At 71.3% G+C, this 26322-nt stretch carries 24 protein-coding genes; 3 read left to right on the top strand and 21 right to left on the bottom strand.

Features of this window, described 5'->3' with window-relative positions; translation table 11 throughout:
* Positions 1 to 50: 50 nt before the first annotated feature.
* Both FCN22_RS12310 and FCN22_RS12305 read right to left on the bottom strand, forming a co-directional pair.
* On the bottom strand, positions 51 to 1589 hold the full coding sequence (locus FCN22_RS12310) for a YifB family Mg chelatase-like AAA ATPase (RefSeq protein WP_137121847.1): 1539 nt from the start codon (positions 1587 to 1589) through the stop codon (positions 51 to 53).
* Entirely contained in the window at positions 1589 to 1951 is a 363-nt protein-coding gene (locus FCN22_RS12305; RefSeq protein ID WP_137121875.1) for a YraN family protein, read from the bottom strand. The genes FCN22_RS12310 and FCN22_RS12305 overlap by 1 nt, the downstream gene beginning before the upstream one ends.
* A gap of 179 nt (positions 1952 to 2130) precedes the next feature.
* On the opposite strand from FCN22_RS12305, the gene FCN22_RS12300 reads away from it, so the two are divergent.
* The gene (locus FCN22_RS12300) at positions 2131 to 3258 is read left to right on the top strand and encodes a WD40/YVTN/BNR-like repeat-containing protein (protein ID WP_137121846.1); all 1128 of its coding nucleotides are present in this window, start codon (positions 2131 to 2133) and stop codon (positions 3256 to 3258) included.
* 193 nt (positions 3259 to 3451) lie between these two features.
* Here FCN22_RS12300 and FCN22_RS12295 read toward each other — a convergent pair whose 3' ends face one another.
* The 5 genes from FCN22_RS12295 to rplS all read right to left on the bottom strand — a co-directional run bounded on the left by FCN22_RS12295 (position 3452) and on the right by rplS (position 6628).
* Positions 3452 to 3775: a DUF2469 domain-containing protein gene (locus FCN22_RS12295; RefSeq protein ID WP_137121845.1), complete on the bottom strand. Its 324-nt coding sequence runs from the start codon at positions 3773 to 3775 to the stop codon at positions 3452 to 3454.
* Positions 3772 to 4611, bottom strand: coding sequence for a ribonuclease HII (gene rnhB / locus FCN22_RS12290; protein ID WP_238384701.1), 840 nt, complete (start codon positions 4609 to 4611; stop codon positions 3772 to 3774). The genes FCN22_RS12295 and rnhB overlap by 4 nt, the downstream gene beginning before the upstream one ends.
* A complete protein-coding gene (gene lepB / locus FCN22_RS12285) occupies positions 4608 to 5465 on the bottom strand; it encodes a signal peptidase I (RefSeq protein WP_238384700.1) in 858 nt (285 codons plus the stop codon). The genes rnhB and lepB (FCN22_RS12285) overlap by 4 nt, the downstream gene beginning before the upstream one ends.
* The gene (lepB, locus tag FCN22_RS12280) at positions 5462 to 6145 is read right to left on the bottom strand and encodes a signal peptidase I (RefSeq protein WP_137121844.1); all 684 of its coding nucleotides are present in this window, start codon (positions 6143 to 6145) and stop codon (positions 5462 to 5464) included. Before lepB (FCN22_RS12280) ends, lepB (FCN22_RS12285) begins: the two co-directional genes overlap by 4 nt.
* A gap of 120 nt (positions 6146 to 6265) precedes the next feature.
* Entirely contained in the window at positions 6266 to 6628 is a 363-nt protein-coding gene (gene rplS, locus FCN22_RS12275) for a 50S ribosomal protein L19 (protein ID WP_137121843.1), read from the bottom strand.
* Positions 6629 to 6883: 255 nt separating this feature from the next.
* Between rplS and FCN22_RS12270 the strand changes: the two genes are divergently transcribed.
* The gene (locus FCN22_RS12270) at positions 6884 to 7645 is read left to right on the top strand and encodes an ABC transporter permease (RefSeq protein ID WP_137121842.1); all 762 of its coding nucleotides are present in this window, start codon (positions 6884 to 6886) and stop codon (positions 7643 to 7645) included.
* Here the strand turns inward: FCN22_RS12270 and trmD are convergent.
* The 5 genes from trmD to FCN22_RS12245 all read right to left on the bottom strand — a co-directional run bounded on the left by trmD (position 7642) and on the right by FCN22_RS12245 (position 11102).
* Complete coding sequence (gene trmD / locus FCN22_RS12265) at positions 7642 to 8838, bottom strand: tRNA (guanosine(37)-N1)-methyltransferase TrmD (RefSeq protein ID WP_137121841.1); 1197 nt, start codon at positions 8836 to 8838, stop codon at positions 7642 to 7644. The genes FCN22_RS12270 and trmD overlap by 4 nt on opposite strands.
* A 5-nt stretch (positions 8839 to 8843) precedes the next feature.
* Complete coding sequence (gene rimM / locus FCN22_RS12260) at positions 8844 to 9350, bottom strand: ribosome maturation factor RimM (protein WP_137121840.1); 507 nt, start codon at positions 9348 to 9350, stop codon at positions 8844 to 8846.
* Between the two features lie 144 nt (positions 9351 to 9494).
* On the bottom strand, positions 9495 to 9737 hold the full coding sequence (locus FCN22_RS12255) for an RNA-binding protein (RefSeq protein ID WP_137121839.1): 243 nt from the start codon (positions 9735 to 9737) through the stop codon (positions 9495 to 9497).
* A gap of 2 nt (positions 9738 to 9739) precedes the next feature.
* Positions 9740 to 10441 carry a 30S ribosomal protein S16 gene (gene rpsP, locus FCN22_RS22950; protein ID WP_202911553.1) on the bottom strand — a complete coding sequence of 234 codons (702 nt, stop codon included), beginning with the start codon at positions 10439 to 10441 and terminating at the stop codon, positions 9740 to 9742.
* A 196-nt stretch (positions 10442 to 10637) separates the two neighbouring features.
* Complete coding sequence (locus FCN22_RS12245; RefSeq protein WP_137121838.1) at positions 10638 to 11102, bottom strand: RrF2 family transcriptional regulator; 465 nt, start codon at positions 11100 to 11102, stop codon at positions 10638 to 10640.
* A 174-nt stretch (positions 11103 to 11276) separates the two neighbouring features.
* On the opposite strand from FCN22_RS12245, the gene FCN22_RS12240 reads away from it, so the two are divergent.
* Complete coding sequence (locus FCN22_RS12240; RefSeq protein ID WP_137121837.1) at positions 11277 to 12206, top strand: sulfite exporter TauE/SafE family protein; 930 nt, start codon at positions 11277 to 11279, stop codon at positions 12204 to 12206.
* Here FCN22_RS12240 and FCN22_RS12235 read toward each other — a convergent pair.
* The 9 genes from FCN22_RS12235 to smc all read right to left on the bottom strand — a co-directional run bounded on the left by FCN22_RS12235 (position 12175) and on the right by smc (position 26300).
* Positions 12175 to 13173, bottom strand: coding sequence for a GNAT family N-acetyltransferase (locus FCN22_RS12235; RefSeq protein WP_137121836.1), 999 nt, complete (start codon positions 13171 to 13173; stop codon positions 12175 to 12177). The two genes, FCN22_RS12240 and FCN22_RS12235, sit on opposite strands and share 32 nt — an antisense overlap.
* Positions 13160 to 14248 carry an amidohydrolase family protein gene (locus FCN22_RS12230; RefSeq protein WP_137121835.1) on the bottom strand — a complete coding sequence of 363 codons (1089 nt, stop codon included), beginning with the start codon at positions 14246 to 14248 and terminating at the stop codon, positions 13160 to 13162. The genes FCN22_RS12235 and FCN22_RS12230 overlap by 14 nt, the downstream gene beginning before the upstream one ends.
* A gap of 376 nt (positions 14249 to 14624) precedes the next feature.
* A complete protein-coding gene (gene ffh / locus FCN22_RS12220) occupies positions 14625 to 16247 on the bottom strand; it encodes a signal recognition particle protein (RefSeq protein WP_137121833.1) in 1623 nt (540 codons plus the stop codon).
* Positions 16248 to 16351: 104 nt separating this feature from the next.
* Positions 16352 to 17722, bottom strand: coding sequence for an ammonium transporter (locus tag FCN22_RS12215; protein ID WP_202911552.1), 1371 nt, complete (start codon positions 17720 to 17722; stop codon positions 16352 to 16354).
* Positions 17723 to 17838: 116 nt separating this feature from the next.
* Positions 17839 to 19491, bottom strand: a complete 1653-nt coding sequence (locus FCN22_RS12210; protein WP_137121832.1) for a class I adenylate-forming enzyme family protein — start codon at positions 19489 to 19491, stop codon at positions 17839 to 17841.
* A 27-nt stretch (positions 19492 to 19518) separates the two neighbouring features.
* Positions 19519 to 20790: a beta-ketoacyl-ACP synthase II gene (fabF, locus tag FCN22_RS12205; protein WP_202911551.1), complete on the bottom strand. Its 1272-nt coding sequence runs from the start codon at positions 20788 to 20790 to the stop codon at positions 19519 to 19521.
* A 103-nt stretch (positions 20791 to 20893) separates the two neighbouring features.
* On the bottom strand, positions 20894 to 22099 hold the full coding sequence (gene ftsY / locus FCN22_RS12200) for a signal recognition particle-docking protein FtsY (protein WP_137121831.1): 1206 nt from the start codon (positions 22097 to 22099) through the stop codon (positions 20894 to 20896).
* A gap of 75 nt (positions 22100 to 22174) precedes the next feature.
* Positions 22175 to 22534, bottom strand: a complete 360-nt coding sequence (locus FCN22_RS12195) for a hypothetical protein (protein ID WP_137121830.1) — start codon at positions 22532 to 22534, stop codon at positions 22175 to 22177.
* Between the two features lie 187 nt (positions 22535 to 22721).
* Positions 22722 to 26300 carry a chromosome segregation protein SMC gene (smc, locus tag FCN22_RS12190; RefSeq protein ID WP_137121829.1) on the bottom strand — a complete coding sequence of 1193 codons (3579 nt, stop codon included), beginning with the start codon at positions 26298 to 26300 and terminating at the stop codon, positions 22722 to 22724.
* Between the last annotated feature and the right edge of the window lie 22 nt (positions 26301 to 26322).

Here is a 26322-nt window from a genome sequence, read left to right as displayed (position 1 = left end):
TCGGCGCTCCGGGCCTCGCTCCGCTCGTGTCCTCACGCTGTCGTCGCCGCTCATGCTGCCGCCGGGGACAGGGCCCGCAGAGTGAAGGCCATCCCGATGTCCGCACGGGTCGGTCGGCCCCCGCCCGCGAGGTCGCGGACGGTCCAGGCGGTGCGCAGCACCCGGTCGTAACCCCTGAGTGTCAGGCCCCCGAGCTCGATGGCCCGGTCGAGGTCCGCGGTGGCGTCGGACGGTAGCCGCAGGTCACCCTGGCGGAGCACCGGACCGGGCACGGCGCTGTTGACCGACCAGGCGCTCCCGGCATACCGCTCCCGCTGGAGCTCTCGGGCACAGGCCACCCGCTCCGCGACCGCGGCCGTCGACTCACCACCTCCGCGTGACAGGGCCGCCCGGGACACCGCCCGCACCGGCAACCGGAGGTCCACCCGGTCCATCAGGGGCCCGGACAGCTTGCCGAGGTAGTGGCGCAGTGCCAGGGGCGAGCACGAGCACTCCACCCCCTTGCCGAAGCCCCGTCCGCACGGGCACGGGTTGGCCGCGAGCACCAGCTGGAACCGGGCGGGATAGGCCACCACCCGTTCCGCACGGGCCACGACCACGCGGCCGGACTCGACCGGCTGACGGAGGGCGTCGAGCACGTCGCGGCGAAACTCGGGGGCCTCGTCGAGGAAGAGGACGCCGTGGTGCGCGCGCGAGACCGCTCCGGGTCGGATCCGGCCGGAGCCACCGCCGATGATGGCTGCCATGGACGCCCCGTGGTGCGGTGCCACGAAGGGTGGCCGCGTGATCAAACCGGTCGAGGTCGACAGCACTCCGAGCACCGAGTGGATCACCGTGACCTCGAGCGCCTGTTGTCGCTCCAGGGGCGGGAGCAACCCGGGCAGCCGTTCGGCCAGCATGGTCTTGCCCGCTCCCGGCGGGCCCACCATGCACAGGTTGTGCCGGCCGGCAGCCGCGATCTCCAGCGCGAGCCGGGCCTCGTCCTGCCCCACGACGTCGGCCAGGTCCGGCACGGCCAGGGCGGTGGCGCCCTCGGGTTCGGGGACCTCCTCCTCCGGCGGCTCGACGCCTTCGGCGAGGGCCTGGTAGCGGCTGACCAGGGCCGCCAGGTGCTCCACCCCGTGGACCTCGATGCCGGGCACCAAGCGCGCCTCGGCGACGTTGGCCCGGGGCACCACGACCCGCCGGATCCCGGCCTCCACTGCGGCCAGCACGGCCGGCAGCACCCCGGGCACCGGCCGCACCGAGCCGTCCAGGCTGAGCTCGCCGAGGTGGACGATGCCGTCCACCAGATCTCCGGGCAGCTGCCGCGTCGCCGCCAGGACCGCTACGGCGATGGCCAGGTCGAAGCCCGACCCCGCCTTGGGCAGGGACGCCGGCGAGAGGTTGACGGTGAGCCTGCGGGCGGGGATCGGCACACCGGAATTGGAGGCGGCCGCCTTGATCCGGTCCGGGGACTGCTTGCAGGCCGCGTCCGGCAGCCCGCTCACTGCGAAGTGCGGCAGGCCCTGGGCGACGTCGGCCTCGACATCGACGAGCGCCCCCTCCACCCCGAGCAGTGCCACCGCCCTGGTCCGTCCGAGCGCCATCAGCCGACCGCCACGAGGTGCTCGACCTGCGCCGGTCCGTGGCGTGGTCGCAGCACGCCCACCACGTCGATCCGCACGTCCTCGACCGTCCGGTCGTGGGCCTGCAACCAGCACGCGGCCAGACGCCGCAGGCGAGCCGCCTTGCGCGGCGTCACCGCCTCCACCGGGGTGCCGTAGGCGACCGACCGGCGCGTCTTCACCTCGCACACGACGAGGCACTCACCGTCCAGGGCCACGAGGTCGATCTCGCCCTGGTCGCAGCGCCAGTTGCGCTCCAGCACCTGCAGCCCCTGGTCGGCCAGGTGGCGCGCCGCCACCCGCTCGCCGTACGCGCCGACCGCCTGGGCGACTGCGTGCGGCATACCGACCCCTGTAGCTCTGGTCACCACGACCACCTCCGACCACGACCCTGCCGACCGGCGACCAGTGCAGCCAGACCGCGCGGAGCCTCTGGGGACGGTGGGACAGCGCGCACACCAGTTGTGCAGAACGGCCGGTCCGGAGCCTTCTCCACCCGCCGCGACAGGGCTAACCTCGCAGGATGCTGACCCGACGCGCCCTTGTCACTCTCGCCAGCGCGGCCCTGACGGGAGGCGTGCTGACGGCGGCCTCGCTGCCGGCCCAGGCCTCCCCGCCGTCGGACACCGCATCCGCAGCGCACGGCCCCACGCACGCGCCGGCCGCCCACCACACCGGCTACGACTGGCGGATCACACCGACCGGCAGCACCGAGGAGTTCCGCGGCCTGGCGGCGGTGGACCGGCGGACCGCGTGGGTCAGCGGCGAGGCCGGCACCGTGCTGCGGACAACCGACGGCGGTGCGACCTGGCAGGACGTCAGCCCCTCGGCCGCGGTCGGTCTGGCGCTACGCGACATCGAGGCGGCCGACGCGACCCACGCGGTGGCGCTGTCGATCGGGCCCGGCAGCGACTCACGCATCTACCGCACCACCGACGGCGGGCAGACCTGGAGCGAGACCTTCCGCAATGCCGACCCGGCCGCCTTCTACGACTGCATCGCCTTCAGCAAGGACGGCACCGCGCTGGCGATGAGCGACCCCGCCCACGGCTACTTGCAGATCGCGAGGTCCAGTGACGCCGGCCGCACCTGGCAGGTCATGGACACGAGCGGTATGCCGGCCGCCGGCACCAACGAGTTCGGGTTCGCCGCGTCGGGAACGTGTCTCGTCTCGGGTCCGGGCCACCGGTTCTGGTTCGCCACCGGCGGTGACCAGCCGCGGGTCTTCTCCACCACGGACGCGGGGCAGCGCTGGTCAGCCCGGCCGGTGCCGATCCGCTCGGGCGACACGGCCGGGGTCTACTCGATCGCCTTCCGCGACGCGCGGCACGGCGTGGTCGTCGGCGGCGACTTCCTCGACGAGACCAACGGGGCCGACGCCGCGGCCTGGACCGCCGATGGCGGCCGCACCTGGAAGTCGAGCAGCGAGCAGGTCGACGGCTACCGCTCCGGCGTGGACTTCCTGCCGCGCACGGCACGCGGTGTGGTGGCGGTGGGACCGACCGGCAGCGACGTCAGCCACGACGGCGGGCGCACCTGGGCCCACTTCGACAACGACCGCTACGACGGTGTCCAGTGCAGCCATGACGGCGCCTGCTGGGCCTCGGGCACCGACGGCCGGGTCGCCGTCCTGGAGCGCCCGCGGTCCTGACCTCCACCCGCCCCGCTGAGCGGCAGAGGGCGTCGAAAATCGCAATTCGCGCTGGAACTCCCTCCCGACATGCCTTACGACACGCCGGCATCGCGTCCGCTCACCCGAGTAGTGCCAGCGCGAGTTGCGACGCGTGGCGACGACGCGGGTGCCCAGCAGCGTCACGTGGCGACGACGCGGGTGTCCAGCAGCGTCACTCCGGGAAGGTGCCGTCCTTGGGGAACTCGAGGTCACTCTTGGCCAGCTCCTCGACGTTGACGTCCTTGAACGTCACGACGCGCACGTTCTTCACGAACCGCGCGGGCCGGTAGACGTCCCAGACCCAGGCGTCGCTCATGGTGACCTCGAAGTAGGTCTCGCCACCGTCGCCCCGGACCTTGACCTCGACCGAGTTGGCCAGGTAGAAACGCCGCTCGGTCTCGACGACGTGCGAGAACAGGCCGACGACGTCGCGGTACTCCCGGTAGAGCTGCAGCTCCATGTCGGTCTCGTACTTCTCGAGATCCTCGGCACTCATCCCGCGTCCATCTCCTGTTCCTGCGGCTCGACCACGATCATCGACGGGGCAACGAGCCCATCCTCGCCCATCAACGAGTCCGCGCCGAAGCCGGCGGCGAAGTGAGCGTCCAGCAGTGCCTCGTCGGTCTCGCCCCCACCGACCACCTCGCACCCGCGCAACCGCCAGGACCGTCGGTGGTGCTCGCACGGACCGTGCTCTGCGAGGGCAGCAAAGTGCTCGGGGGCCGAGTAGCCCTTGTTGCCGGCCCAGCCGTAGACGGAGATCTCCCGGGCCAGGTCGACCATCATGCCGTCGCGCTCCACCTTGGCGAGGACGCTCGCGGCGGCCACCGACGAGCATTTCATGTCCGCCTTGATCATCGTGCGCACCGGAGGCGTGAGGTATGCCGTGCCGTCACCGTCGGCGCCGTCCAGACCGAGCAGTCCCACCCGCGTCGGATCGGTCAGCCAGTCGTGGTTGCCGTCGAGGATGACCAGGTCCGGTATGACGTCCAGCTGGGTGAGCGCGCGGGTGCCGGCCAGGCGCAGTGCCGCCATGATGCCGATGGCGTCGATCTCACCCGGGCTCGCGTGGCCGACGGCGTAGGCCAGCGCCCACCGGCGGATCGCGGGGACGAGCCGCTCCCGGACGGGCGGGGACAACAGCTTGGAGTCCTTGACCCCGGAAGGGGCGGAGCGACAGGACTCGTCGATCACCACCACTCCGACCGAGACCGGGCCGGCGAGTGCTCCTCGACCGACCTCGTCCATGCCCGCGAGCACCCGGTGCCCGTCGCGCTGCAGCGCCCGCTCCACCCGGAGGCTGGGGCGCTTGGAGACGGGGCGCGGAGTCACTTCTGGGAGCCCTTGGGGTCCGGCACGTCGGCGAAGGTGTCGGAGTAGTCGGAGAGCCAGCTGATCCGGTCGAGGGGCCAGACGATCGACACGGCCCGGCCGACGATGAGGTCTTCCGGCACGGATCCGTCCTTGCCGCCACTGCCGTTGTCGTGGAAACGCGAGTCCCCCGAGTCGCTGCGGTGGTCGCCCATCACCCAGACCTTGCCGGGCGGCACGGTGATGTCGAACTTCTCGATGCTCGGTGGATCGCCTGCGTGGACGTAGGGCTCGTTGATCGCCGTGCCGTTGATCTTGAGCTTGCCCAGGTCGGTGCAGCACACGACGTGGTCGCCGGGCAGCCCGATGACGCGCTTGATCAGGTGGTTGCCTTCACCGGTGGGCACGATTCCGACGAACTCCAGCACGTCGTGGGCGACGGTGCCGAAGGGGCCGCGATCCGGCGGCGGGGTCTCGTCCAGCCAGTGGTCGGGGTCCTCGAAGACGACGACGTCGCCGCGCTTGAGGGCGAAGGGGCCGGGCGTCAGCTTGCTCACCACGACCCGGTCGCCGTAGATCAGCGTGCTCTCCATCGACCCGGAAGGGATCCAGAACGCCTGGAACAGGAAGGTCTTGACGATGAGCGACAGGACCAGGGCGGTGACGACGACGATCCCGATCTCGCGCAGCCCGTGCAGGATGCCGCTGCCCCGCCTCGGGGGGTCCTCGCGCGCAGTGGGCTGGGCCGGCTGCGGGTTCGACGTCCCGTCGTCCGGCGTCACGTCAGGGTGGCGGTCCGGCAGCTCGCTGTGGGAGGGCTGCTGGGCGCCGGTGTCTTCCGGCTCCGGGAGTTCGGGGCGACCGTGGTCGTTCACCGGCGCCGCTCCCGACTGCCCGGCGCCCGGTCGACCGACGCCGGTGTGGGTGCCGCCGCCGTGGCCGTCGTTGACGGCACCGCACCGAACTCGGAAGGTGGCCAGTAGCGCCAGATCGCCCGTCCGATGACGTCGCCGACCGGCACCATGCCGCCCCCTGGATCGCCCAGGTGGGCCCGGGAGTCACCGGAGTCGCTGCGGTGGTCGCCCATGACCCACAGTCTTCCCGGAGGCACACGCACGTCAAAGTGCAGGTCACTGGGCGCGTCGCCGGGCTCGACGTAGGGCTCGTCCAGCGGCCTGCCGTTGAGCCGCAGGCGCCCCTGGTCTGTGCAGCAGGAGACCTCGTCACCGCCGATGCCGATGACCCGCTTGACGTAGGCCGTGGCGCCGCCGAAGGCCTGCCCGTCGAAGACGACGACGTCGCCGCGCTCCACATGGGACGGAGCGACCTTGTCGACGATGATCCGATCGGAGGTCTTCAGCGTGGGCTCCATCGAGTCGGAGGGGATGGCATAGGTCTCGACCACGAACGTCCGGACGAGCACGAGAACGACCGCCACTGCCACCACGGCGACCAACCACCGTCGTATCCGCGACACCCGCACGTGCGGGACGTCGTCACCCGTGGACGTCGAGAGGTCAGGGCGGGCCGAGGCCGCCGGCGGTCCGGGTTCCATGAGATCCCGAGCGTATCCCTCGTGGGTGGACGCCCTCCGGAGCGACCCGGCCGCGCTGCACCGACCGCGCCGGAGGCCGAGCTGCCGACGTGCCGTCCTCGCAGGGTGGCGAGGGGTGGCTCAGCGAGACTTCTGCGGCGTCTCGCGCTTCTCCTTGATCTTGGCTGCCTTGCCCCGCAGGTCGCGCAGGTAGTAGAGCTTGGCGCGCCGCACGTCACCGCGGGTGACGACCTCGATCTTGTCGATGATCGGGGTGTGCAGCGGGAAGGTGCGCTCCACACCGATGCCGAAGCTCACCTTGCGCACGGTGAAGGTCTCGCCGACACCGCCGCCGTGGCGCCGGATGACGACGCCCTGGAAGACCTGCACACGCGAGCGCGTGCCCTCGATGACCTTCACGTGGACCTTGAGGGTGTCACCGGCCCGGAAGTCGGGGACGTCGGTGCGGAGACTCGCCTGGTCGATGGCGTCGAGCTTGTGCATGAGGGTGTCGCTTTCTCGTCGGTGCCACAGGCCACCCACGGGTCTTGTCGTGCTACGAGTGTGTCGTCGATCTGCTGGGGCCGCGTGCCGAGGCACTCCCCCTGTGGCAGGGGCCGCTTGGTCCAGCAGACGCAAGGAGTCATTCTGCCACGGAAGGCCACCAGCACCGAAATCCACACCCGCCATGAGCAACCTGCCCGGGCGCGGGCGTGCGGCGGGCGGTGCCGGACGTCATACGCGCACTACGGTTTGCCCGTGACCATCAACCCCGGCTGGTCCGTCGCGGCGGCGATGGTGACCCTCATGGTGATCACCGTGGCCGCCCACCTGGTCGCAGGTCTGCGACTGGAGCGGGCCGTCGTCGTCGCAGGCGTGCGAGCCACCCTGCAGCTCGGCGTCGCCGCCCTCCTGATCGCCTCGGTGATCAGCCACCTGGCGCTGTCCTGCCTGCTGGTGGTGGTGATGTTCACGATGGCCGTCCTCACGACCGCGCGGCGGGTGGAGGCCCGGCCGGCGGCCTGGGCCTGGACCGCCCTCGCGATGGCGTGCGGGATCGTGCCCGTGCTGGGTGTGCTGTTCGTGTCCGGTGCCGTCCCCGTGAAGGGCATCGCGCTGATCCCGATCGCCGGCATCATCATCGGCAACACGATGACGGCACACACTCTGGTGGGGCGTCGCGTGTTCGCTGCCCTGCGGGAGGAGCACGGGCAGTATGAGGCGTGCCTGTCGCTGGGTATGTCGCCGTCCCAGGGCATCGCCGAGATCATCCACCGGCGCACGCCCGAGGCCCTGTTGCCGGGGCTCGACCAGGTCCGGACGTCCGGCGTGGTCACCCTGCCGGGCGCCTTCATCGGCGTCATGCTCGGTGGCGGCACCCCGGCCCAGGCCGCGACGGCACAGCTGCTGGTGCTCTTCGGCGTCATGGCCACCCAGACCGTCACGGCCGGAGTCGCGGACCGGTTCATCGGGGCGCGCCGCCTGTTGCCCGCCGACCTGGACCGAGCGCTGATCGACTAGCCAGCCGGCCTCGGACGCCGTTTGGTGAGGTCGACAGCGCCGGGGCAGCTCGGCTCGCCGGCCCGTCGCCGATAGCCCGCGCGCCGGTAGAACCGCTGGTTTCGGGTGTTCTGCGCGCCGGTGGTGAGCCACAGCGTGCGCACCGACCCGGGCGCGAGCCCCTCCGCGAACACGAGCAGCGCGCGGCCGAGGCCCCTGCCCTGCAGGTCCGGGGCCACCATGACCCTAGCGATCTGCCAGACGGTCTCGTCGCCCGGCGCGAGTCGGCCGCGGACCGACCCGACGAGCCGGCCGCCCGAGCGCACCACGAAGGTCTGCCACTCGCGCAGTCCGCGCGCGGCCTGGTCCATCGACTCGGTCACCGCGGGAATCTGCCCCGGTTCGGTGTCGACGGCCTCGGGCAACCAGCAGGCGCGCTGCAGGGTGACCAGCTCCCCGACGTCGGAAGGCTGGGCGGGGGTGACCTCGAGACCGTCGACGCCGAGCGACGCCGACACGTGCAGGAGGTCGGGCCGGCGCGCGGCGGTGCGTTCGAGCCGTTGCTGGTGGCGCCAGTCGGCAATCGCGCCGTGGTCGCCCGACAGCAACACGTCGGGCACCGAACGGCCGTGCCACTGCGGCGGCTTGGTGAAGACGGGGTACTCCAGCAGGCCGTCCTCGTGCGACTCCTCGACGAGTGACTCGGCATTGCCGATGACGCCGGGGACGAGCCGGGCGATCGCCTCCACCATGGCGAGGACGGCGACCTCCCCGCCGTTGACGACGTAGTCGCCGAGGGAGACCGTCGTGACGTCGAGCCCGAGGTCCTGCCCGGCATACTCGTAGACGCGCTCGTCGATGCCCTCGTAGCGGCCGCAGGCAAACGCCAGCCACGGCTCGTGCGCGAGCTCTCGCGCCATCGCCTGGGTGAAGGGCTTCCCGCCCGGCCCCGGCACCAACAGTCGTGGCCTGACCGTGGGGCCCTCCTGCTCGACGAGGTGGTCGAGCGCCTCGCCCCAGGGCTCCGGACGCATGACCATGCCCGGGCCGCCGCCGTAGGGCGTGTCGTCGACGGTGCGGTGCCGGTCGTGGGTGAACGACCGCAGGTCGTGCACGTGCACGTCGAGCAAGCCCTGGCGCCGGGCCTTGCCGATGAGCGACAGGTCGAGTGGCGCCAGGTAGTCGGGGAAGATCGTGACGAGGTCCAGCCGCACGGCGGTCAGCCCTCGTCCAGGTCGAGCAGGCCCTCGGGGGGGTCGACGACGACCCGGCCGCCGTCGACGTCCACCTCGGGCACCAGCTGTGCGACGAAGGGGACCCGGGCGGTGCGTCCGTCGGCCAGCCGCAGGACCAGCAGGTCCTGGGCCGGTCGGCTCTCCAGGCCGGTCACCTCGCCGAGGCTGTGACCATGCACGTCGACCACGGCGAGGCCGACCAGGTCGTCCTCGTACCACGCGTCCTCGGCGTCGGCCTCCTCCGCTGCCAGCAGCCGCGTGCCGCGCAGGCCCTCGGCCCCGGTGCGGTCCGACGCCTCCTCGAAACCGAGCAGCAGGATCCCGTTGTGGTCGCGCACCGAACGCAGCGTGAGCGGCCCCGCCGACGCCGGCTCGGTCTCGAAGCGCGCGCCCACCACGAATCGCTCGTCGGGTGTGTCGGTGTGCACGCGCACGGTCACCTCACCCCGGAGTCCGTGCGCCTTGCCGATGCGTGCGACGACGACGGCCACGTGCCGCTCCTTCCGTGGTCCTCTTCCTGGTCCTCACCACACGACGCAGGGGTATGTCGGAACTCGCGGTCCCGACATACCCCTGTCGTGTGGTGCTGTGCTGCTCGGTTGCTCCGCTCCGCGGGCCGCGACCCGGCTGACGTCCTACCGGGAGCGGTCCGTGTCGACGATGTCGACCCGCACCTGCTTGCCGCCGGCGAGGGCGCCGACCACGGTGCGCAGGGCACCGGCGGTGCGACCGGACCGACCGATCACGCGACCAAGGTCATCGGGGTGGACGCGCACCTCGAGCAGCTCACCGCGGCGCAGCTCCTTGTGCCGCACGACGACGTCCTCGTCGTGGTCGACGATGCCCTTGACGAGGTGCTCGAGCGCCTCCTCGAGCACGATCAGGCCTCGGACGCGTCGGCGTCGGTCGGCAGGGCCGGCTGCGCGTCGGCCTGGTCGGCGTCGGCGGGTGCGGTCGGCACCTCGGCCCCGCTGGACTTCTCGTTGTCGTCAGCGGCCGTGGCCGGCGTGACATCGGCCTTGGCGCCCTCCTCCGAGAGGCCCTCGTGCGCGGTGACGGCCTGGTCCGACTCGGCCTGGCTGCCCGCCTTGCCCTCGAACGTGACGTCGTCGGCCTTCGCCTCGCCGGCCTTGGACTCATCGGCCTTGGACTCATCAGCCTTGGAGTCGTCAGCCTTGGAATCGTCAGCCTTGGCGGACTTCTTCTTCCTGGGCGTGGTGGCGCCGTCCTTGGGCTCGTCGGCCGCGGCCTTGCTCGCCGCGTCGAAGAGGGCCTTCTTGTCGGCCTTCGGCTCGGCCAGCTTGAGAGTGCCCTCGGCACCCGGCTCGCCCTTGAACTTCTGCCAGTCGCCGGTCACCTTGAGCAACGCGGCGACCTGCTCGGTCGGCTGCGCGCCGACACCGAGCCAGTACTGCGCGCGCTCGGAGTCGATCTCGATGAGAGACGGCTCCTGCGTCGGGTGGTACTTGCCGATCTCCTCGATGGCCCGGCCATCGCGCTTGGCCCGCGAGTCCATGACGACGACGCGGTAGTACGGTGCCCGGATCTTGCCGAGGCGCTTCAAACGAATCTTGACGGCCACGTGGGTGGTGTCTCCTGTTTCTGGAATCGGGTGAGCCCGTTGCGCGGTCCGCGTGGGGACACGGGACGCACAGGCTGCAGTTGACACGTCCTGGGGCGGAGAGAGGGGCCGCGACCGGACGGGTACGCCGGACATTCTGCCAGAACCCGCGACGGATACCGAACGCGCGCCCGCGCAGGCCCGGACCGGCAGGAGCTCAGCGGTTCTCCCAGGCGTCCGGCGCCGCCGCGAGCCGCGTGACGTGAGCCGGCAACCGACCGCTGCGCAGCTGCTCGATGGAGGTCTCGTCGAGGACCCTCCGCAGACTGGCTCGCACGGCCACCCACACCGTCGGCAGATGCTCGGCCACGCCGGTGTATGCCGTGTCCTGCGGCCGCAGGCCCCGCACCTCGGCCAGGGGTCCGTCCACCGCACGGAACACGTCGCCGACGGTGACCTGGGACGCATCCTTCGCGAGGCGGTACCCACCCCGCGGCCCCCGCTGGCTGGTGACCAGCCCGCTGCGGCGCAGGTCGGCGAGGATCGCCTCCAGGAACTTGCGGGGCAGCTGTTGCTGCTGCACCAGGGTCTCGACCGACACCGGCTCCCGGCCGCCGACGGTTGCCTCGGCGATGCCGAGCAGCGCCCGGACGGCGTAGTCGACCTTCGCTGAGATGTCCACGCGCCGATTGTGGCGCATGCCGCGTTGCCGTGCCTGCGAGCCGGGTTCCCGAGCGACAGCTGGACAACCTTTTCCTTTAATCCTATTATTCCTACGTGTTCAGAAGGTTATGACGAGAGAGGCGCCGGCCCGGTGCCTCCTCGGTGACACCGAATCAGAGATGTGGTGAAGGACATGCGCAGACTGATCCTGCTCGCCCTCGTGGGCCTGGGCGCGCAGCTCGTGGACGGCAGCCTGGGCATGGCCTACGGCGTCACCTCCACGACCCTGTTGCTCGCCATCGGCGCGAACCCGGCCGCCGCCTCGGCGACCGTCCACCTTGCGGAGATCGGCACCACCTTGGTGTCCGGGGCCTCCCACTGGCGGTTCGGCAACGTCGACTGGGGGGTCGTCCTGCGGATCGGCATCCCGGGTGCTGTCGGCGCGTTCGCCGGTGCGACCTTCCTGTCGAGGCTGTCCACCGAGGTCGCGGCCCCGCTGATGTCCGTCGTGCTCCTGGCCCTCGGGGTCTACGTGCTCACTCGCTTCACCGTCAAGGGGCTGCCACAGGACAAGTTGGACAAGCCGCTGCGCAAGCGATTCCTCGGGCCGCTCGGCCTCGTCGCCGGCTTCGTCGACTCCACCGGCGGCGGAGGCTGGGGGCCGGTCGGCACGCCGGCGATCCTGGCCAGCGGCCGCCTCGAGCCGCGCAAGGTCATCGGGTCCATCGACACCAGCGAGTTCCTCGTCTCGGTCGCCGCGAGTCTCGGCTTCCTGTTCGCCCTCGGGTCGCAGGGCATCGACGTCGTCTGGGTCGTCGCACTCCTGGCCGGTGGCGTCGTGGCCGCCCCCATCGCCGCCTGGCTGGTGCGCCACCTGCCGCCGCGCATCCTCGGCTCGCTCGTCGGAGGCCTGATCGTCGTGACCAACGCACGCACGCTGCTGCGCAGCGACTGGGTCGACGCGGGTGACGTCACCCGCTACGCGGTGTATGCCGTCCTCTACCTGCTGTGGGCCGCGGCCGTCGCCATCTCCGTGCGTGCCCACCGGCGCACGGTGCGTCTCGATTCAGCCGACGTCCACGGGTCGGGGATCAACCGGCCGGACGAGCTCGCAGCGCGGTGACACGCCGGACCTCCAGGGCCGCACGCACCACCTCCCGGTCGGGGACGGGGCTCGAGGTGTCGACGCTCAGGACCTCGCCCCATGCCCGTGTCCGCGCCGAACCATCCGTCTCCCCTGCCCTACACCAGATCTCGAGGACCGCTGCCGGGTCGAGCCCGACGCCGGCCAGCACTTCGCGCAGCTCCTCGTTGTCGTCCGGCGACAGGTCGGCCTCGACGACCGCGCCCACGGGTGACTCCGCCAGCAGCCGGTAGAGGGTCGTCCGGTCGTTGACCACGTCCTGGGAGAAGAGCGGGAGGGCCAGCTCCCGGGCCAGTCGGCGGGCGAACCCGGTCCTGCCCGGGCCGGGCTCTCCGCCCACCAAGCAGGCCAGGCGATGCGGCTCCTGCGCCGGGAAGGCGGGAGCAGGCCACTCCTCTGCCGTCAACGCGTAGCGGTCGTGGTCTCGCCACTGCTCCCGCCCGGCCACGTCCGCCATCCACATCATCCGCGGCGTGAAGCCCTCGTACCGAAACCCCAACCCACGTAGTAGACCCGCCGAGGTGACATTGCCGGGTTGGACGTTGGCCTCGACCCGGTGCAGCCCCATCCCCTCCGGCTCGGCGGCGAACGCCACCCCGATCACGAGGCTGATCCCTTCGGAGAAGAGGCCACGACCGGCATACGGGTCGTAGGCGTCGTAGCCCAACGCCGCAGACCTGAACCGCCCGTGGACGACGCCCGTGACGTTGACCTTGCCGACCACGTCGTGGTCGCCCTCGGGATGGTGCGCGCGGACGAGAAAAGTGCGGTGAGAGCGCGACTGGGCCGCCAAGTGGCCCCGGATGTCGTCGGGATTCACCGGGTTCCACCGGGCGATCCGGCGCCGTGACTGCTCCACCGCGCGACGGTAGGGCGCGACGTCGGCCGGGGCGATGGTGTGCACGCGGACCTGTTCGCCGTCGGCGTGCAGGTCAGGGGGCAACATGGCCTCGCAACACGATCAGCTCCGGGTCCGCGAGCACGGCGATGTCGTCGCGGGGATCGGTACCGTAGACGACGAAGTCGGCGCTCTCCCCCTCCTCGAGGCCGGGTCTGCGCAGCCAGCGGCGCGCGCCCCAGCAGGCGGCATCGAGGGCCTGCGCCGTGCTGAAGCCGGCGCGGGTCAGCTCGAGCGCCTCCTGGGCGACCAACCCGTGCGGCAGCGATCCACCCGCGTCAGTGCCGACGAAGATCGGGATGCCGGCCTCGTGCGCCTTGGCAACCGTGTCGTGGCGGCGCGCGTGCAGGTCTCGCATGTGCGCGGCATACGTGGGGAACTTGCCCTCGGCGGATCGGGCGATGGACTCGAAGGTCGCGATGTTGACCAGGGTGGGCACGATGGCGATGCCCTGGGCCGCGAACGCTCCGATCGTGTCGTCCTGCAGTCCGGTCGCGTGCTCGATGCAGTCGGTGCCGGCGGCCGCGAAGTCGTGCAGCGACTCCTCGCCGAAGCAGTGCGCCGTGACGCGGGCGCCCTCCTCGTGGGCGGCGGCGATCGCGGCCGCGAGGGCTTCGCGTGGCCAGCAGGGACTGAGGTCACCGGTGTCCCGGTCGATCCAGTCGCCGACCAGCTTCACCCAACCGTCTCCCGCCCGCGCCTCCTGGCGGACGTAGGCGACCAGGTCCTCCGGCTCGATCTCCCACCCGAAGTTGCGGATGTAGCGTCGGGTCCGGGCGATGTGGCGGCCCGCGCGGATGATCCGGGGCAGGTCCTCCCGATCGTCGATCCAGCGGGTGTCGGCGGGAGATCCTGCGTCGCGGATGAGCAGCGTGCCGGCCTCCCGATCGGCCACGGCCTGCTTCTCGCTGGTGGAGTCGTCCACCGCGCCGTGGGCGTCGAGACCGACGTGGCAGTGGGCGTCGACGAGCCCGGGTAGCACCCAGCCGTGGACGGTCTGCACCTTCGCCCCGGCCGACGGCGGCGTGAAGGAGACGGTGCCGTCCACCACCCAGATCTCGTCACGCACCTCCTCGGGCCCGACCAGGATCTTCCCCTTGACGTGCACAGTGCCTGAGGTCATGAACGCGACCCTACCGAGCCGGCGCCGACCCGGGAGGGCGGCGCGACCGTCGACGTGCGCGGGTCAGCGCTTCGGCTTGTTGTCGCGTGCGCTCACCAGCACTCCACCGGCCACGGCGAGCGCGATGCCGAGGGCGATGCCCACGCCGATGTTGTCGAGGAAGATCACGCCGATCACGAGGCCCACCAACAGGCCGACCAGGGCTCCGCGCGTTACGGTCGTGCTGGATTTGCGAGGATCAGGCCCTCGTTGCGGAGCCTCCATATCCCTCACCGTAACGCCGGAGGCGCCGGGCCGCTCGACATCGCCGAAGGGCGACCGACGTGGCAGGCCTGCCCGGCCCCGGTCAGGGCGAGTCGACGGGGCGTGCTCCGGGCTACTTGCCGAGGAACTTCTCGAACCCCTTGGGGAGCTGGAGGTTCGTCGGGTCCATGGACTCGTCGTTCGGTTCGGCGCTCCCACCGTCCCCACCGACATCACCGAAGGCGGACCCCATCGCCGCGGCGCGAGCCTGCTCCTCCTTCTGCTCGAGGGCCTTCTCCTCGGCCGCACGCTTGGCAGGGTTGCCGCTCTTGCCCTTCTTGCGCTTGACCTGCTTGCCCTTCTTCCCACCGCCCAGGCTCGGCATCCCGGGCACGCCCGGCATGCCACCGCCGCGGCGGAGCTGGCGCATCATCTTCTGCGCCTCGCCGAAGCGTTCGAGCAGCTGGTTGACCTGGGAGACCGTCACACCGGATCCCTTGGCGATGCGCGCCCGGCGGGACCCGTTGATCTGCTTGGGGTGGGTCCGCTCGAACGGCGTCATCGACTGCACCATCGCCTCGACCCGGTCGAACTCTCGCTCGTCGAGGTTGGCGAGCTGGTCCTTCATCCCGGCCATGCCCGGCATCATGCCGAGCATCGACTTGAGCGATCCCATCTTCTTGATGGCCGACATCTGCTGCAGGAAGTCGTCGAAGGTGAAGTCCTCCTCCGCCATGAACTTCCGCGTCATCTCGGCGGCCTGGGCGCGGTCGAACGCCTTCTCGGCCTGCTCGATCAGGGTGAGCACGTCGCCCATGTCGAGGATCCGAGACGCCATCCGATCGGGGTGGAAGACCTCGATGTCCTTGACCTGCTCACCGGTCGAGGCGAACATGATCGGCCGTCCGGTGACGGTGGCCACCGACAACGCGGCACCACCGCGCGCGTCACCGTCCAGCTTGGACAGCACGACGCCGGAGAAGCCCACCCCGCGCTGGAACGCCTCGGCCGTCTCGACGGCCGCCTGGCCGATCATCGCGTCGATGACGAAGAGGACCTCGTCGGCCTTCGTCTCGATCTTGATGTCGTGCGCCTGCTGCATGAGCTCGACGTCGACTGCGAGCCGACCGGCGGTGTCGATGATGACCACGTCGTGCTGCTGCTTGCGGGCGTGCTCGACGCCGTCGAGCGCGACGTCGACCGGGTCGCCGAAGGAGCGGGTGCCCTCACCGCTCTCGAGCGCCGCGTCGTGGCCACCGACGTTGCCGCGCTCGGGCGCGAACACCGGCACGCCGGCGCGCTGGCCCACGACCTCGAGCTGGGTGACGGCATTGGGCCGCTGGAGGTCGGCCGCGACGAGGATGGGGGTGTGGCCCTGGTCGGCCAGCCACTTGCCCAGCTTGCCGGCGAACGTCGTCTTACCGGAACCCTGCAGCCCCGCCAGCATGATCACCGTCGGCGGGGTCTTGGCGAACTCGATGCGCCGGGTCTCGCCACCGAGGATGCCCACCAGCTCGTCGTTGACGATCTTGACGACCTGCTGGGCCGGGTTGAGCGCCTCGCTGACCTCGGCCCCCAGCGCCCGTTCGCGGACCCCTCTGGTGAACTCCTTGACGACCGGCACCGCCACGTCGGCGTCGAGCAGGGCGAGGCGGATGTCGCGCACCGTCGCATTGACGTCGGACTCGGAGAGTCGGCCCTTGCGCTTGAGGTTCTTGAAGGTGACGGTCAGTCGGTCAGACAGGCTGGTGAACACGTGCCCAAGGTTAACGGTCCGGCGGGGATGCTCAGGCCTCCGCCTGCGCGCGCTTCCACACGCGGAACCCCGCTCGGTGTCGCCGTGTCGCCAGGTTCACGCCCCTACGACGCCACGCCTTCGCCCACCCGTTCGTATGCCGGCTCGTCCACCTGCTCGTGTGCCGGGGCCGGCACCGGGGCAGGCTGCTCCGGCAGCGATGCCTCCCACGCGGCACCCGCCAGCCTGGCCAGGTCGTAGGCGGCCTCACCGTGCTGGTCGCGGTCGGCCCCGGCCAACTCGGCCTCCGGGCCGATTCGGAGACCGAGCGTGCGGTGCAGGACCGTCCCGATGGCATAGGTCGCCGTGAAGGAGAAGGCCACCACGGCGAGCGCCGCGACCGCCTGCCGTGCCAGCTGAGCCGGGCCACCGCCGTACAGGAGGCCGTCGACCCCGGCCGGCGCCGCGGAGGACGCCAGGAAACCGATGCCCACGGTGCCCACGAGGCCACCGACGAGGTGTACGCCGACGACGTCGAGGCTGTCATCGACTCCGAGCCGGTGCTTGAGGCCGACCGCCGCCGCGCACACGGCGCCCGCGACCAGACCGAGACCGATCGCGCCAACGGGCGTGACGGAGTTCGCGGCCGGTGTGATTGCGACCAGCCCTGCGACGACGCCCGAGGCCGCTCCCAACGACGAGCCGCGGCCGTCCCGCAGCCCTTCGGTCACCAGCCACCCGAGCAGACCGGCCCCGGTGGCCGCGATCGTGTTGACGAAGGCCAGAGCCGCGACCCCGTTGGCGCCGAGCGCCGATCCCGCGTTGAAGCCGAACCACCCGAACCACAGCAGACCCGTGCCGAGCATCACCATGGTGAGGTTGTGTGGCCGGATCGTCCTGCGGCCGAGATCGATCCGCCGCCCCAGCACCAACGCGAGGGCGAGTCCTGCGGCACCCGCGTTGATGTGGACAGCGGTGCCGCCGGCGAAGTCGATCGCATGCAGCTGGTTGGCGATCCAGCCGCCGCGGTCGGCGGCCAGCCCGTCGAAGGCGAAGACCCAGTGCGCCACCGGGAAGTAGACGACGGTCGCCCAGACGACCGTGAACACCAGCCACGTCACGAACTTCGCCCGCTCCGCGATCGCGCCGCTGATCAGCGCCACCGTGATCACGGCGAAGACGGCCTGGAAGGCGACGAACGCCAACGTCGGAATCGTCCCGACCACACTGTCGGCAGCCATCAGGCCGGACAGCCCGAAGTGCGCGAAGGGGTTGCCGACCAATCCGTGCCACGACTCACCGAAGGCCTCGCTGTAACCCCAGAGCACCCACGCGACACCGACAGTCGCCATCGCGCCGAAGCTCATCATCATCATCGCCAGGACGCTCTTGGCGCGCACCATGCCGCCGTAGAACAGGGCCAGGCCCGGGGTCATGAGCAGCACCATCGCGGCGCTGGTCAGGACCCACGCGGTGTCACCGCTGCTGATTTCCATGCCGCACAGCATCGAGGAGGCGTGTTACCGCTGCGGTCCTCCCGCGTTACGACCGTGTCAGAAATGAACCCGCTGTGTGAACACCAGGTTTCGGGGCAGCCCTTCGGCGCCTTGGCTCAAGGCTTCTGGAAGAGTCCCTCGGCGTCGTCCTTGGGTGCCTGCTCGCGCAGCACGAAGCGCATCTTCTTGCCGGTCGGCGTCATCGGGAGCTCCTCCACGAACCGGTAGGCGCGGGGGCGCTTGAACTGGGCCAGCAGCGGGTGGGCCCGGCAGAACCGGTCGAGGTCCTGGACGCTCGCGACCCGGTCGGCGCACACGACATACGCCACCACCCGCTCGCCCCACTGCTCGTCGGGCATCCCCACCACGATCGAGTCCTGCACCGCCGGACAGGAATTGAGTGCCTCCTCGACCTGCATGGGGTAGACGTTCTCGCCGCCGGACAGGATCATGTCGTCCTTGCGGCCGACGATGGTGACGTATTCCTGGGCGTCCCAGACCGCGAGGTCGCCGATGTAGAGCCAGCCGGCGCGGAACCGCCCCTTCTGGTCCTCGCCCTGGTCGACGTAGGACTGGCCGGCCTTCATCGACCGCACGATGACCTCGCCGACCTCGGTCCCGTCCTTGGCCGCGAGGTCGTCCGGTGCTGCCAGGCGGTCGGGATAGACCTTGACGACCGCCACGTCGTCGTCCGTGCAGGCCCGTCCTGCGCTGCCCGCGTGGTCCGGAAGGTCGCTCGGGCGCAGGAAGGTGTTCCAGAAGGCCTCGGTCGTGCCGTAGCCGTTGAAGATGTCGGGCGTGAGGACCTCCTGGTAGCGCAGGCAGGCCGCCCGCTCGAGGGGCGCGCCCATGGTCACGATGCCCCTCAGCGTCCCCAGATCGCGGGGTCGCACCTCCTGCTCGTCCGAGAGCAGCGCGAGGTTGGTCGGCGCCCCGATCAGGAAGCTCAGCCCACGGTCGGCCACCAGATCGAGCACCGTCGCAGCGTCGAAGTGGCGCAACGCCACCGACTCGGCGCCGACGTAGAAGACCGGGCTCGGCCCGCCCGAGTAGAGCCCGCCCCGATGGAACCACGGCGTCATGTTGAGGGTCTTGTCCTCGGGGGTCAGCGGGAAGTGCATGATGACGTCGTGGGCCGTGAGGATCTCCACGGCGGCGTTGAGCGACACTCCTTTCGGCTGGCCGGTCGTGCCCGATGTGTAGAGGCGCGTCGTCTCGTCGTAGGCGGTGGCGTGCGGCCATGCCGGTGCGTCACGACGGTGGTCGGCCAGTTCGGCGAACGATGTCGCCGCCGGACCGGTCGCGCCGGTCTTCTCCGGGTCGACCACGATGACGCGATCCGGACGGTGCTCGGCGATATCGAGCGCGCCCCACGCCGTGTCGACCAGCGCGGCGTCGAAGAAGTAGACGGCGGGCGTGCTGTCGTCGAGGACGTGGGCGGTCTCCCCCGGTGAGAGCCGGAAGTTGATCGGACAGGCGATCGCGCCCATCCGCTGGGCCGCCAGCCACAACAAGGCGAACTCCGGGGTGTTGAACAGCTGGAAGACGATGACCTCCCGGGGCCTCACCCCAGTGGCCACCAACCCCGCCGCCAACGCGTCGACCTCGCCGCCGAGCTCGGCATAGGTCCACCGGCGGTCGGTGACCGCGTCGGACAGGGCCGGCCGGTCGGCATACCGGTGCACATTCCGGCTGAACCCGGTGAGGTAGGTGAAGTGGCGTTCAAAGGTCGCACGGAATGCCCTTGACTCATAACGGTAGCCGGACAAACCACACCTCCTTCTTCCCCGAGTTGCCTATTCGAGCCGTCTGGCCGGGGCGTCAGGGCCAGGGGCCCGAAGCACGATGACGCAGTTCTGGCCCCCGAAGCCGAACGCGTTGGCGACGGCCGTGTCCACGCGGAGCTCCCGCGCACGGCCGGGCACGTAGTCGAGGTCGCATTCCGGGTCGGGCGTCTCGAGGTTGACGGTGGGCGGTACCTGGCCGTCCCGGATGGCCAGCGCGCACACCATCGCGGAAAGCGACCCGGCCGCACCGATGAGGTGCCCCACCATCGACTTCGGCGAGCTCACCGCAACCTGGTCGGCCGCCGAACCCAGGGCCGATCTGATGGCTGCGGTCTCGGTGCGGTCGTTGGCGCGGGTGGAGGTGCCGTGGGCGCAGATGTAGTCGATCTCCTGCGGCCCCACCCCGGTCCGCTGCAGGGCTTGTCGGATCGCCTCTGCCGCATATGTTCCCGACGGCTCGGGGGCACTGACGTGGAAGGCATCCGATGTCAGCGCCCCTCCGAGCAGCTGGGCGTATGCCGTCGCGCCCCGCTCGCGCGCGTGCGTGGCCGACTCCAGCACCACGACCACGGCCCCTTCGGCGAACACGAAGCCGTCCCGGTCGGCGTCGAAGGGACGGCTCGCGAGCTGGGGCTCGTCGTTGAGTCGGGACAGGGCGCCCATCGTGGTCAGCCCCTCGAACATCACCTCGGTGATCGCGGCATCGGTGCCACCGCAGACCACGACATCGGCCTCGCCCGACAGGATCAACCGCCTCGCCTCGAGCAACGCGTAGCTGCCGCTGGCGCACGCGAGGGCGCTCGCGGTCACGGGCCCGTGCACGCCGAGATCGATGGCGACCTCGCACGCGGGCATGTTCGGGATCACCGACGACACGAAGTAGGGACTCACCCGGCGGGTGGTGCGGCCGTGCGGGTCGTCCAGGGTGCGGGCCGCCTTCTCGACCTCGCCCATCGCCCCCACAGCGGTGTTGACCACGACGCCGATGCGTGACCGGTCCTCTCCCTCGAGGTCCAGGGCTGCGTCGGCCACCGCCTCACGAGCGGCGGCAACGGCGAACTGGCTCACGCGAGCGGTCCGGCGCAGCCGCTTGGTGTCGAGGACCTCTGATGGGTCGAAATCCTTGACCTCACCCGCGATCCGGGTCGAGAGCCGGGACGCGTCGAACGAGCTGATCGGCCCGATGCCCGACTTGCCGGCGAGCAGGGCCGACCACGTGTTCGGCACGTCCCTGCCCACGGGAGTGATCGCACCGAGCCCCGTGACCAGGACCTGCTCCACCAATCGTCACCACCTCACCGTGAGTGCTCGCCAGCCTAGCCCCCCGCCCGCCCCTGCTGCCAAAGGACGGCGACCTGACCGGCGCGCCCACGCCGCGCGCGGGTCAGGAGATCAGGGCGTCGACGAAGGCCTCGGGGTCGAACGGCGCGAGGTCGTCGGGTCCCTCACCGAGACCGACGAGCTTGACCGGCACGCCCAACCGGCGCTGCACGGCCACGACGATGCCGCCCTTGGCGGTGCCGTCCAGCTTGGTCAGGACGATACCGGTCACGGCCACGACCTCGCTGAAGACCTCGGCCTGACGCATGCCGTTCTGTCCGGTCGTGGCGTCGAGGACGAGGAGCACCTCGTCGATGGGGCTCTGCTTCTCGACGACGCGCTTGACCTTGCCGAGCTCGTCCATCAGCCCGACCTTGTTGTGCAACCGACCCGCGGTGTCGATGAGGACCACGTCGGCCTCGAGCTCGACCGCACCCTTGACCGCATCGAACGCCACGGCGGCGGGATCCGCGCCGTCCTTGTGGGACCGCACGGTCGGCACGCCGACCCGCTCCCCCCAGGTCTGGAGCTGATCGGCCGCTGCAGCACGGAACGTGTCGGCCGCACCGAGGATGACGTCCTTGTCCTCGGCGACGAGCACTCGCGCGAGCTTGCCGACGGTCGTGGTCTTTCCGGTGCCGTTGACGCCGACGACGAGGACCACCGCCGGCCGGCCACCGACCCGCGACGACGCCACCGACCGGTCCATGCCCGGGTCGACGAGCCGCAACAGGTCCTCGCGGAGCCAGGCGCGCACGGTCGCCTCGTCCTGCACCCCCTCGACCTTCACGCGGGTCCGCAGCGCGTCCACCAGCTCGGTGGCGGCCTCGACGCCGAGGTCAGAGGCCAGCAGGGTGTCCTCCACCTCCTCCCAGGCCTCCTCGTCCAGCCCACCCCTGGACAACAGCGCCAGCAGGCTTTGGCCGAAGGCGGTGTTGGACCGGGCGAGTCGGGCGCGCAGCCGCTGCAGCCGGCCTCGCGCCGGAGCCGGCGTCTCGACGACCGCCTCGGCGGGTTCCTCCACCTCGGGGGCGGTCGGACGCGCCGGCGGCTCCACCGTGCCGGTGCGTCCGCCGGAGGAGTCGCGGGTGCGTTCGTCGTCAGCGGCGGTCGGAGCGCCACCCGGCCGGGTGCCGGTCTGCGCCCGCGGCGGCAGGGTGGACTGCTTGCCGCGCTTTCCCCGGAAGAGGCCCACGACCAGGCCCACGGCGACGACGGCGATCAGGACGGCGGCGCCGACGATTTCCCAAAGAGTGTCCACGGCGGAGATTCTCCCAGACGAAGAAGGGTCACCCCACCCGTTGGGGGGTGACCGGAGCAGCTACCGCCAAGCGGTGTGTCGGCGTCAGCCTGCGCGACCCACCTGGGTGTCCGGGTCGCTGTCCGCCGAGTCGTCGGCACGCCCCGCGGACCGGCTCTTCGGCGCCTCGTCCGGCGTCTGGTCGGCCGGCTCGGTCCTGGCGTCAGCGGAGCGCTTGGCCCGGGCACTCGTCACCGCTTCGCCGGTGCGCGACCTCGCCGTGCCGACGGCGTCACCGGTGCGGTTCAACGCGTTGCCGGTCCGGTTCTTCACCGCGCTCACGACCTCCTCCCCCTTGGGAGTGAGGACCTCGCGCCCCTCCCGTCGTGCCGGGATCGCGACGAGCGCCACGACGAGCGCGGCCAGGCCGATGCACACGAGCATGCCGAGGATGAGGAGCACCATGGGTCTAGAGTGCACTGCTGGTCGACGACAGCACCAATCGACTCGCCGCAGGTGTGGTCCACATCACGTCGATTCAGCACTTTCCGACCCACCGTCGAGTGGTATGCCGTGTAGCCGCCGGGATATGCCTGTGGCCGCGCTCCGTGGCCTCAGGGTCGCTCCGCTCCACCGCCGTCCTGCGTCGCGGCTAGGCGCTCTCGTCCTGCAGGTCCCGCAGCCGTTGGGAGACGACGGTGGTGACCCCGTCGCCCCGCATCGTCACGCCATACAGGGCGTCCGCGATCTCCATCGTGCGCTTCTGGTGTGTGATGACGATCAGCTGGCTGGAGTCGCGCAGCTCCTCGAACAGGGTGATCAGGCGTCCCAGGTTGGCATCGTCGAGGGCGGCCTCGACCTCGTCCATGATGTAGAAGGGGCTGGGGCGCGCCTTGAAGATGGAGACCAGCAGGGCCACCGCCACCAGGGACCGCTCGCCACCGGAGAGCAGCGAGAGGCGCTTGATCTTTTTGCCGGGCGGCCGTGCCTCCACCTCGATGCCCGTCGTCAGCAGGTCGTCGGGGTCGGTGAGGAGGAGCCGGCCCTCGCCACCCGGGAACAGCCGGCCGAAGACCCCCTCGAACTGTGCGGCGGTGTCCTCGAAGGCCTCCGCGAAGACCTTCTGCACGCGCTCGTCGACCTCGCGGACGATGTCCATCAGGTCGCGCTTGGAGCTCTTGAGGTCCTCGAGCTGCTCGGTGAGGAACTTGTGCCGCTCCTCCAGCGCGGAGTACTCCTCGAGCGCCAGCGGGTTGACCTTGCCCAGCGCCGACATCTTGCGCTCGGCCCGGCGCAGCCGCTTCTCCTGTGCCTCCCTGACAAAGGGCCCCGGCTCCGGCGGAGCGGCGTCGGGGTCGGCCTTCGGGTCGGGCACCGGCGGGACCAGCTGGTGCGGGCCGAAGTCCTCGACCAGCACCTCCGGGTCGATCCCCAGTTCCTCGACCGCCTTGGCCTGCAGGGTCTCGATGCGCAACCGCTGCTGGGTGCGCGCGACCTCGTCCCGGTGCACCGAGTCGGTCAGCTCACGCAGCTGGTCACCCAGCGATGACACCTCCCGGCGCACCGTCGCCAGAGTCGACTCCCGCGCGGTGCGGGCCTCCTCGGCCTCGGTGCGGGCGACGGCGGCGACCTGCAGTGACGCAGACACCTGCTCCACGGCGCGTCGGGCGCCGAGCACCACGGCCCGCGCGACGTCGGCCTGCCGGCGGCGGCGCTCCCGGCGGGCGGCCAGCCGCTCACGGGCCTCGAGCTCGGCGCGGGCAGCGGACTCCAGGGAGTCGGCACGACCGTGCAGGGCCCGAGCGCGCTCCTCGCTGGTGCGAAGGCGGAGCCGCTGCTCGGTCTCGTCGGCCCGGGCCTGGCTGGCGGCAGCCGCCAACCGATCGCGCTCGTCGGTGGACGGCTCCTCCTCCACCGGCTCCTCGTCGGCTGCCGCGAGCCGCTCCTGCAGGTCCGCGAGCTCGGCGCGGTCGCTCTCCAGCGCCTGCTCCGCGGTCGCGATCGCGTGCTCGACCCGGTCGCCCTCGCCGCGCGCGCCTCGCACCACGGCCCCGAGCTGACCGAGCTTCTCCGCAACGGCGGCGAGGCGTGCGTCGGACTCGTGCAGCCGCTCGAGGGTGTGCTCCACGGCGTCCTCGGCTCGCGTGACGCGCTCGGTGGCGGTCGCGAGTGCGAACTTCGCCTCGTCGGTCCGGCGAGACGCGTCCTGGATGCGCTCTCGCGTCTCGTCGACGGCCGCCTGTGTCTCGATCAGGCTGGGCGCGGAGGCGCTGCCCCCTCGCACGTAGCCGGGCGCGAAGACGTCGCCGTCGGCCGTCACTGCGGTGACGCCGTCGCCACGCTCGAGCAGCGCAGCCGCGGTGTCGGCGTCCGGGACCAGGGCGACCCGGTCCAGGAGCTGCTCGAGGGCGGGACGTACCTGCTCGGGCGCGGTGACCACCTCGCGCGCCCAGACCGCTGCGTTGCCAGGCAGCTGCGGCCAGGGGCCGGGTGCGCCCGGACGTGCCGTGGCTCCGAGGAGCATGCCGGCGCGGCCCGAGTCGTCGTCGCGCAGCGTCTGCAGGGCACGGCGGGCGCTGTCCACCGATGAGACCACGAGAGCGTCGGCGGCCCAGTCCAGTGCGGCCGCCACCGCGGTCTCGTGCCCCGGTGCGACCTGCACCACCGCAGCAACAGACCCGTCGATGCCCTCCAGCCGCTCGGTGGAGGCCAGCAACGCGGCGGCTCCGTCCTTGCGGCGCAGCCCGAGCTCGAGGGCCTCCAGACGGGCAGTCAGGGAAGACCGGTCGCGCTCGGCCGCTCGCTTGGACTCCCGAAGCCGGTCGACCTCGGCGCGGGCCTGTTCCAGCTCGGCGGCGGCCTGCTCGTGGGCGGTGTCGAGCCCCTCCTCGCCCTCCTCGTCGACGGCCACGGAGGACTCGAGGGCGGCGAACTCCTGCTCGGCAGCCTGCGCCCGCGTGGTGCTCTCGGCGAGGTTCTCCCGGAGCCGGCCGATCTCGGCCTCTCCCGCCTCGATCCGGCTGCGCCGCGCCGCCACCTGGCCGGCCAGCTTGGCAAGGCCCTCCCGGCGGTCCGCGGCGGCCCGCAGGAGCCGGGCCAGTCGCTGCTGCTCCTCGGCGTGGGCTGACTCGACTTCGGCGCGGTGCGACACGGCATCCTGAAGGTGCTGCTGTGCCTGCTCCACCTCGGTCAGCAGCACCTGCTCCTGCTCACGCACCTGTGCAGCCTGGGCACGCAGCTCGTCGGGATCACGCCGCCCCGCGGGCTGCTCCTCCTGCTCGTCGGCGGTGAGCAGCCGGACCCGCTCAGCGGCGAGGTCACCGGTCGCGGTGAGCCTCTCGCGCAGCGAGGACAGGGCAAACCACTGCTCCTGCGCCTTGGCCACCAACGGGGCGGCCTCGCGCGACTCCTCCTCGAGCGACGTCATACGCTCCTGGGCCGCGGCCAGTGACTGCTCCACCTCGGTGCGGTGGGTGATCAGGGCGGTTTCGTCCGCGACGTCCTGCTCGAGGGTGCTGGTCAGCTGGACCAGGTCGTCGGCGAGGAGCCGCAACCGGGCATCACGCACGTCGGCCTGGATCACGGCGGCCTGGCGCGCGGTCTCGGCCTGCCGGCCGAGCGGCCCGAGCTGGCGCCGGATCTCGGAGGTGAGGTCGGTGACGCGGGTGAGGTTGCCCTCCATCGCGTCGAGCTTGCGCAGGGCGCGTTCCTTGCGCTTGCGGTGCTTGAGGACGCCGGCCGCCTCCTCGATGAAGCCGCGGCGCTCCTCGGGCGTGGCCCGCAGCACCGTGTCGAGCTGGCCCTGGCCCACGATGACGTGCATCTCGCGACCGATGCCCGAGTCGGAGAGCAGCTCCTGGATGTCGAGCAGCCGACAGTGGGTGCCGTTGATGGCGTACTCGGAACCTCCACCGCGGAACATGATGCGCTTGATCGTCACCTCGGTGTAGTCGATCGGCAGCGCACCGTCGCTGTTGTCGATGGTGAGCGCGACCTCCGCCCGTCCGAGCGGGGCCCGGCCGGACGTCCCCGCGAAGATGACGTCCTCCATCTTGCCGCCGCGCAGGCTCTTGGCGCCCTGCTCCCCCATCACCCAGGCGAGCGCGTCGACGACGTTGGACTTGCCCGACCCATTGGGCCCGACGATGCAGGTGATTCCCGGCTCGAGCTGCATGGACGTCGCGGAGGCGAAGGACTTGAAGCCCCGCATGGTCAGGCTCTTGACGTACACGAGCGATGGGCTCCCTCTGGCC

This window comes from Segeticoccus rhizosphaerae (assembly GCF_005222685.1).
Taxonomy (GTDB): Bacteria; Actinomycetota; Actinomycetes; order Actinomycetales; family Dermatophilaceae; genus Segeticoccus; species Segeticoccus rhizosphaerae.
Note: the sequence above shows the minus strand (reverse complement) of the source record. Positions and strands in the feature narration are given on the sequence as shown.

Coding starts and splice junctions, on each gene's coding strand:
- FCN22_RS12240 (WP_137121837.1), top strand. CDS start 11,277: ATGCGCAGACTGATCCTGCTCGCCCTCGTGGGCCTGGGCGCGCAGCTC.
- FCN22_RS12215 (WP_202911552.1), bottom strand. CDS start 17,722: ATGGAAATCAGCAGCGGTGACACCGCGTGGGTCCTGACCAGCGCCGCG.
- FCN22_RS12195 (WP_137121830.1), bottom strand. CDS start 22,534: ATGGTGCTCCTCATCCTCGGCATGCTCGTGTGCATCGGCCTGGCCGCG.
- rplS (WP_137121843.1), bottom strand. CDS start 6,628: ATGCACAAGCTCGACGCCATCGACCAGGCGAGTCTCCGCACCGACGTC.
- FCN22_RS12230 (WP_137121835.1), bottom strand. CDS start 14,248: ATGACCTCAGGCACTGTGCACGTCAAGGGGAAGATCCTGGTCGGGCCC.
- FCN22_RS12305 (WP_137121875.1), bottom strand. CDS start 1,951: ATGCCGCACGCAGTCGCCCAGGCGGTCGGCGCGTACGGCGAGCGGGTG.
- FCN22_RS12295 (WP_137121845.1), bottom strand. CDS start 3,775: ATGAGTGCCGAGGATCTCGAGAAGTACGAGACCGACATGGAGCTGCAG.
- FCN22_RS12300 (WP_137121846.1), top strand. CDS start 2,131: ATGCTGACCCGACGCGCCCTTGTCACTCTCGCCAGCGCGGCCCTGACG.
- FCN22_RS12235 (WP_137121836.1), bottom strand. CDS start 13,173: ATGTTGCCCCCTGACCTGCACGCCGACGGCGAACAGGTCCGCGTGCAC.
- FCN22_RS12310 (WP_137121847.1), bottom strand. CDS start 1,589: ATGGCGCTCGGACGGACCAGGGCGGTGGCACTGCTCGGGGTGGAGGGG.
- lepB (WP_137121844.1), bottom strand. CDS start 6,145: ATGGAACCCGGACCGCCGGCGGCCTCGGCCCGCCCTGACCTCTCGACG.